We start from the raw sequence: 6998 nt of genomic DNA, 5'->3' as shown, positions 1-6998 counted from the left end.
GTCAGGATACCCATTCGGTCCATGCCGGCAAATTCGCTGCTACCCGGCTCAAACGCCAGCGAGCCGACGAACAGGCTCATGGTGAAGCCAATGCCGCACAGAACCGCCACGCCGAGAATCTGCCCCCAGTTGGCGCCGGTCGGCAAGGCAGCTAGGCCAGTCTTTACGGCTATCCAGGTCAGGCCGAATACACCAACGGTCTTGCCCAGCAGCAAGCCAATGGCGATGCCCATGGGCACGTGGTGGGTGAAGCTTTCTACCGTGACACCGGCCAGCGAAACGCCAGCATTGGCGAAGGCAAACAGCGGCAGGATACCGAAGGCGACCCACGGGTGCAGGGCGTGCTCCAGGCTCATCAGCGGAGACGGCTCGGCGTTTTTCGTGCGCAGCGGGATACACAGTGCCAGCGTGACGCCTGCCAGCGTGGCATGTACGCCACTCTTGAGTACACAGACCCAGAGGATCAGGCCGACGATCATGTAGGGGCCAAGCTTGATGACGCCCAGTCGGTTCATCGCGATCAGTGTCAGCAGGCAGGCGCCCGCCAACATCAGCGACAGGCTTGACAGCTCACCGGAGTAGAACAGGGCGATGACAACGATCGCGCCAAGGTCGTCGATGATCGCGAGGGTCATCAAGAACAGCTTGAGCGATACCGGGACCCGCTTGCCGAGCAGCGCGAGCACGCCCAGGGCGAAGGCAATGTCGGTCGCGGTAGGGATAGCCCAGCCCGCCACGGCAGCCGGGTTGTCCTTGTTCAGGAACCAGTAGATCAACGCCGGTACAACCATGCCGCCAATCGCAGCTGCGCCGGGCAGAACCACTTGCGAGGGTTTGGACAGGTGCCCGTCAACCAACTCGCGCTTGACCTCAAGGCCAATGAGCAGGAAGAACAGCGCCATCAGGCCATCGTTGATCCACAATAGCAGAGGCTTGGCGATTTTAAGCGCGCCGACCTGGGCAACGACAGGCACCTCGAGCAGGCCATTGTAGAGAAAGGACAGGGGTGAATTGTTGACGATAAGTGCCAGGGCGGCTGCAGCAATCAGCAACAGACCGCTGGCAGCTTCCAACTGAAAGAAACGAGTGAAAGTGCTACGCAGAGGCAAGGTCGCTCTCCATCCTGAAATTCAAAAAAGGGATACACCCTAACCTGTGAGCTTAGGCATTAAAACAAAAATTATATTCTTTTTTGTTATAAGCTGTTGCTCAGCATTAGGACGGCCAGCCTAGCAGTCGAGTCGGAAATTTGAGTGCAGCCGTATCTGTCTGTCTTGTAGGAATTTTCCTTATGACCCGCTGGGGTCATTGACCACAATCCATGAGAGTCCAGTATGAGCAACCAACGTCAGTGGGCGCGTGAAGCCATTCGAGTCATTGAAGCAGACTTTCAGCGTAGTGCTGATACTCATCTGATTCCTTTGCCACTGCCTGGATTTCCAAGCGTTGAGCTGTACTTCAAGGACGAATCCAGCCATCCAACGGGCAGCCTCAAGCACCGTTTGGCCCGCTCGCTGTTCCTGTATGCGCTGTGCAACGGCTGGTTGCGCCCAGGTGCGCCGGTTATCGAGGCATCCAGCGGTTCCACGGCGATTTCTGAAGCCTACTTTGCCCGGCTTCTGGGGCTGCCGTTCATTGCGGTCATGCCGGCCAGCACGTCCCAGGAAAAGATCGCACAGATCGCTTTTTACGGTGGTCAGAGCCATCTGGTACAGGACCCCACGCAGATCTATGCAGAGTCTGAACGCTTGGCCCGCGAGAGCGGCGGGCATTTCATGGACCAGTTCACCTATGCTGAACGCGCCACCGACTGGCGGGCGAACAACAACATTGCCGAGTCGATCTTTACCCAGATGCGCTTTGAGCGCCATGCAGAGCCTGCCTGGCTGATATCCAGCCCAGGAACCGGCGGCACTACCGCGACGTTGGGGCGTTATGTGCGCTACCGCCAGCATGCCACCCGGGTGTTGTGTGCCGATGCCGAACGTTCAGTGTTCTTTGAGAGCTATTGCAGCGGTGACCGCTCGTTGCGGCTGGAGTGTGGTTCGCGCATCGAAGGCATAGGTCGGCCACGGGTTGAAGCCTCGTTTCTACCGCAGGTGATCGATGCGATGGTCAAGGTGCCCGATGCCTTGTCGCTGGCGGCCATGCATTACCTGGCACAGCGTCTTGGCCGGCATGTCGGCGGTTCCAGCGGGACCAACCTGATCGGCGCGTTGGCGGCGGCGCAGCATATGAAGGCTGCGGGGGAGGCGGGGTCGATTGTTGCCATTCTGTGTGACAGTGGCGAGCGCTATGCCACCACTTATTACGATCAGGCCTGGTTGAATGGGCAGGGGTATCAGCTTGACGGCCTGATTGCAGCCGTCGCCGCCTGCGCAGAGCGTGCAGAGCCCCTACCGGAAAGCGTGTTGCACGCTGGTCTGTAGAGCCCCCGTACAGCTGTCGGCACCTGCAATCCGCTTGCAGGCACCGACAGATCGGATCAGTCGTTGAGGCCCAGCATCTGCCGCGCGACGGCTTCGGCGATACGAATGCCGTCGACGCCGGCAGAGAGAATGCCGCCAGCATAACCGGCACCTTCACCGGCCGGGTACAGGCCTTTGATGTTCAGGCTTTGCATGTCCGCACCACGGGTGATCCGCAGCGGCGAGGAGGTGCGCGTCTCGATCCCTGTGAGCACGGCATCGTGCAGGTTGTAGCCTTTGATCTGGCGGTCGAAGGCCGGAAGGGCTTCGCGGATCGCTTCAATGGCGAAGTCCGGCAGGCTTGGCGCCAGGTCGCCCAGGCTTACACCTGGCTTGTAGGAAGGCTCGACGCTACCCAGTGCGGTAGAGGGGCGACCTGCGACAAAATCACCGACCAGCTGTGCCGGGGCCTGATAGTTGCTGCCACCCAGTACATAGGCATGCGCTTCCAGGCGCTCTTGCAGCTCAATGCCCGCCAGCGGGCCACCCGGGTAGTCTTGTTCGGGGGTGATACCCACGACAATACCGGAGTTGGCGTTGCGTTCATTGCGCGAGTACTGGCTCATGCCATTGGTGACCACGCGGCCAGGCTCGCTGGTCGCTGCGACCACGGTACCGCCTGGGCACATGCAGAAGCTGTAGACCGCGCGACCGTTCTTGGCGTGGTGAACCAGTTTGTAATCGGCTGCGCCGAGCTTGGGGTGGCCGGCGTATTTGCCCAGGCGCGCCTTGTCGATCAGCGATTGCGGGTGCTCGATACGGAAGCCGATCGAGAACGGTTTGGCCTCCATGAACACGCCACGGGCGTGCAGCATACGGAAGGTGTCACGGGCACTGTGGCCCAGGGCCAGAACCACATGCCGGGAATGCAGCTGTTCGCCGTTTTCCAACACCACGCCCTGCAACTGATCGTTGTCGATCAGCAGGTCGGTAACCTTCTGCTCGAAACGAACCTCGCCTCCGAGCGCCTGAATCTCATGACGCATGTTTTCGACCATGCCGGTCAGGCGGAAGGTACCAATATGCGGTTTGCTGACGTAGAGGATCTCTTCTGGCGCGCCGGCCTTGATGAACTCGTTCAGCACTTTGCGGCCGTGGTGATGCGGGTCTTTGATCTGGCTGTAGAGCTTGCCGTCGGAGAAGGTCCCGGCACCGCCTTCGCCAAACTGCACGTTGGATTCTGGGTTCAGTACGCTTTTACGCCATAGGCCCCAGGTGTCCTTGGTGCGCTGGCGTACTTCCTTGCCGCGTTCAAGGATGATCGGCTTGAAGCCCATCTGGGCCAGCAACAGGCCTGCAAAGATCCCGCAGGGGCCGAAGCCAACCACGATCGGGCGCTCGGTAAGGCCTTCAGGGGCTTGGCCCACCGGCTTGTAGCTGACATCCGGAGCGGGGCCTATGTTGCGGTCATCGGCGAACGTGTGCAGCAGCGCGGCCTCGTCACGCACGTTCACATCGATGGTGTAGATGAACAGCAGTTCGGTGTTCTTCTTGCGCGCATCGTAGCTGCGCTTGAACAGGGTGAAGTCCAGCAACTGGTCATCGCTGATACCCAGGCGTTGCACAATGGCTTCGCGCAGGGCTTCGTCAGTATGGTCCAGCGGCAACTTCAGTTCAGTGATTCGTAGCATGACAGGGTCCAGTATCCCGGCCATGAAAGGGCCGGCAGCTTTGCACAAACCGCCAAGTATAAGCCTTTCATCAGCGCTTCAGGCAGGATAAACGCACCGACGGTCAGTCGTTGCGCGAACCACCGTAGTAACCGCAGCCACGCAAGGTCTTGCCGTTGATCCGCAGCTCTGCACTCAGGTGCTGTACAGCGCCTGTCATGCTATCGACGCAGCGTTGTGGAGCGACCCACAGTTCTACGCGCTGGCCATTGGCTTCGCTACTCAGGTTGAAGCGGCCATCGGGTAGTTGTTCTTCCAGATAGGGCAGCGCCAGGGAGGCTTCCTGAGGGCGGTCAAGCACCATGCCCTTGCCACTGACCTTCATGCTCCAGTCGGGTTCATGGCCGCTGGCGCGCAAGGTCAGGCGCTTGAAGTTGGGGTCGCTGCAGGCACTGTTGGAGCGCTCGACCCGGTACAACTGGTGTACGTTGAACTGGCCATCGTTGCCGCTGTTGCTGCTGAGCGTACCGCGTACGTCGGCAAACAGTGCGCCGGGCTCGCTGGCCAGGGTAGCGGCTTCCTGCAAGAGGCTGGTGTTGCCGCTGTCCTGAACCACAAAGCGGCGGCTTTCTCCACAGGGTTGGAACAGCAGCTTGCCGCCCTCGGCCTTGAGCTCACCCTGCAGACGGGTCATTCCCGCCGTAGAGACCGAGGTCTTCTCGGCAAACATCTGGCAACCGGCGAACAACGGCAGCAGGGCGGCTAACAACAGGGAAGGGGCGACACGCATCGAAAGAGCTCCAAGTCTCTACCGGAAAAGTGTCGCCACGTTACTCAGGCTGGCGCTCAATCTCAAGGGTTTAGCCAACGTGATAGGTTTGGCCGGTCTGCAGGCCTTCTACGCTCTTGGCATAAGCCAGTGCTACATCGGCAGCGGGCACAGGCTTGAACCCGCGGAAGTAAGGGGCGTATGCAGGCATGGCTTCGACCAGCACGTTCGGGCTGACCGAGTTGACTCGCAGGCCGCGCGGCAGCTCGATAGCGGCTGCCTTGACGAAGGCGTCGATGGCGCCGTTGACCAGGCTTGCCGAGCTGCCGGTGCGGATCGGGTCGTGGCTGGTGATGCCGGTGGTGAAGGTGAAGGAGCCGCCATCATTGATGAACTCGCGGCCGATCAACAGCAGGTTGACCTGGCCCATGAGCTTATCGTTCAGGCCCAGGGCGAAGTGCTCCTCGGTCATATCCTCCAGTGCGGCGAAGGTCACGTTGCCCGCTGCACAGACCAGGGCATCGAAACGGCCGGTCTGTTCGAACAGTGACCGAATAGACGCGCTGCTACTGATATCCACCTGGTAGTCGCCGCGGGTGCGGCCAATGCGCAGCACGTCGTGGCGCTGCTCCAGCTCGTTTGCCACTGCCGAGCCAATGGTGCCGCTGGCACCGATCAACAGAATTTTCATCGCACGCTCCTTTGGGGGAATGGCCCAAGTCTACGGTGGATTTTTGCGTCGATAAGCGTGCTAATAGGCAACCTTTTGTTTTTCTATGGAAACAATCCATGAGTGAGCTGGACGATTTGGCGGCCTTCGCTGTCTTGATGGATGCCGGTAGTTTCACCCTGGCCGCAGGGCAGTTGGGGTGGAGCAAAGGGCAATTGTCGAAGCGGATCAGTCAGTTGGAAAGCAGCCATGGGGTGAAGTTGCTGCATCGCACGACCCGTCGCCTGAGCCTCACGGCCGCCGGCGCCATGCTGTTGCCGCAGGCCCAGGCATTAGTCCGGCAGATGAATGGGGCAAGGCAGGCCTTGGCCATGCTTAAGGATGACCTGTCTGGCCCCGTGCGATTGACGGTGCCCGTGTCGCTGGGTGAGACCTTCTTTGAAGGCTTGTTGCTCGAGTTCACCGAGACGCACCCTCAGTTGCAGGTAGAGCTTGAGTTGAGCAATAGCTATCGGGATCTGTTGGGTGAAGGTTTCGATCTGGCGATTCGTACCGAAGTCCAGAGCGATGCCCGGTTAGTTGCCCGGCCATTGTTGGCCATGCAGGAACTGACGTGCGCCAGCCCCGCGTACCTGGAGCGCTTTGGTGAGCCGAAGACCCCAATGGCGTTGAGCGAGCACCGCTGCCTGCTGAACAGTCACTACCGTGGTCGCGAGGAGTGGTTGTATCACCAACAACACGAATTGCTGCGTGTGCCGGTCAGCGGTTCCTTTGCGAGTAACCATTACAGCTTGCTGAAAAAGGCGGCTTTGCTCGGCGTCGGGATTGCTCGCCTGCCGTCTTACATGCTGGCGGCAGAGTTGAGTAACGGCCAACTGCATTGGTTGCTCCGGGACTTTCAGACCCGTAGCACGCCGCTGTTTCTTGTACATCCCTACCAGAGCGCAATGCCGAAAAAGGTTCAGGTGCTGGCCGACTACCTGAGGCGCTGGTTTCAGCGTGGCAGTACCGTATTGGGGCAGTTGTGAATGTAACGGGCGATCCTGTGGTCGAGTGACAAGCGTCCGGGCCCTTTGGCCATCAGGTACAACAGGATCGTGGCCCAGGTTGCATGCACGGGGTAGGCGTCGGGGTAGACGAAGAGCTGAATCACCAGCGTCATACCGAGCAAGGCCATAGCCGATAGACGCGTCGCCAATCCCAGTAAAAGCAACAGGGGAAACAGATGTTCGGCTGTAGTTGCCAGGTAGGCCGCCCACTCAGTGGGCAGCAGCGGTACCTTGTACTCACTGCGAAACAGATAGAGTGTCGAGTCGGCCAGGTGTGGAACGCCCAGTTGGAAGGTGCCTGAAAAAAGGTCCACGGCAAATCCCTCTACTTTGGTCTGGCCGGACCGCCAGAACACTGTCGCAATAGCGAAGCGACCGAGCAAGGCAATCAGGCTATGAGGAATTATTGTGTCCATATGGGCGAGAAGGCGG

Annotated in this window: 7 protein-coding genes; 2 read left to right on the top strand and 5 right to left on the bottom strand. The window is 59.8% G+C overall.

The features are described 5' to 3' along the window. Window positions 1-1109: Na+/H+ antiporter NhaA (gene nhaA / locus EKA13_RS17395; protein WP_065760586.1), on the bottom strand; the 1109-nt coding region annotated here is incomplete at its 3' end. Window positions 1110-1334: 225 nt separating this feature from the next. On the opposite strand from nhaA, the gene EKA13_RS17390 reads away from it, so the two are divergent. Beyond that, on the top strand, window positions 1335-2429 hold the full coding sequence (locus tag EKA13_RS17390) for a PLP-dependent cysteine synthase family protein (protein ID WP_065760585.1): 1095 nt from the start codon (window positions 1335-1337) through the stop codon (window positions 2427-2429). Window positions 2430-2485: 56 nt separating this feature from the next. Here EKA13_RS17390 and EKA13_RS17385 read toward each other — a convergent pair whose 3' ends face one another. From EKA13_RS17385 to EKA13_RS17375, 3 genes are all read right to left on the bottom strand, one after another. Next, on the bottom strand, window positions 2486-4099 hold the full coding sequence (locus EKA13_RS17385) for an NAD(P)/FAD-dependent oxidoreductase (protein WP_065760584.1): 1614 nt from the start codon (window positions 4097-4099) through the stop codon (window positions 2486-2488). 103 nt (window positions 4100-4202) lie between these two features. Further along, on the bottom strand, window positions 4203-4868 hold the full coding sequence (locus tag EKA13_RS17380) for a COG3650 family protein (protein WP_065760583.1): 666 nt from the start codon (window positions 4866-4868) through the stop codon (window positions 4203-4205). A 70-nt stretch (window positions 4869-4938) separates the two neighbouring features. Beyond that, window positions 4939-5538, bottom strand: a complete 600-nt coding sequence (locus tag EKA13_RS17375) for a short chain dehydrogenase (protein ID WP_065760582.1) — start codon at window positions 5536-5538, stop codon at window positions 4939-4941. 98 nt (window positions 5539-5636) lie between these two features. Here EKA13_RS17375 and EKA13_RS17370 point away from each other — a divergent pair, with 98 nt between their 5' ends. After that, entirely contained in the window at window positions 5637-6545 is a 909-nt protein-coding gene (locus EKA13_RS17370) for a LysR family transcriptional regulator (protein ID WP_065760581.1), read from the top strand. Here EKA13_RS17370 and EKA13_RS17365 read toward each other — a convergent pair. After that, window positions 6512-6982, bottom strand: a complete 471-nt coding sequence (locus EKA13_RS17365; RefSeq protein ID WP_065760588.1) for a DoxX family protein — start codon at window positions 6980-6982, stop codon at window positions 6512-6514. The genes EKA13_RS17370 and EKA13_RS17365 overlap by 34 nt on opposite strands. Between the last annotated feature and the right edge of the window lie 16 nt (window positions 6983-6998).

This window comes from Pseudomonas defluvii, assembly GCF_001695625.1.
Lineage (GTDB): Bacteria > Pseudomonadota > Gammaproteobacteria > Pseudomonadales > Pseudomonadaceae > Aquipseudomonas > Aquipseudomonas defluvii.
Note: the sequence above shows the minus strand (reverse complement) of the source record. Positions and strands in the feature narration are given on the sequence as shown.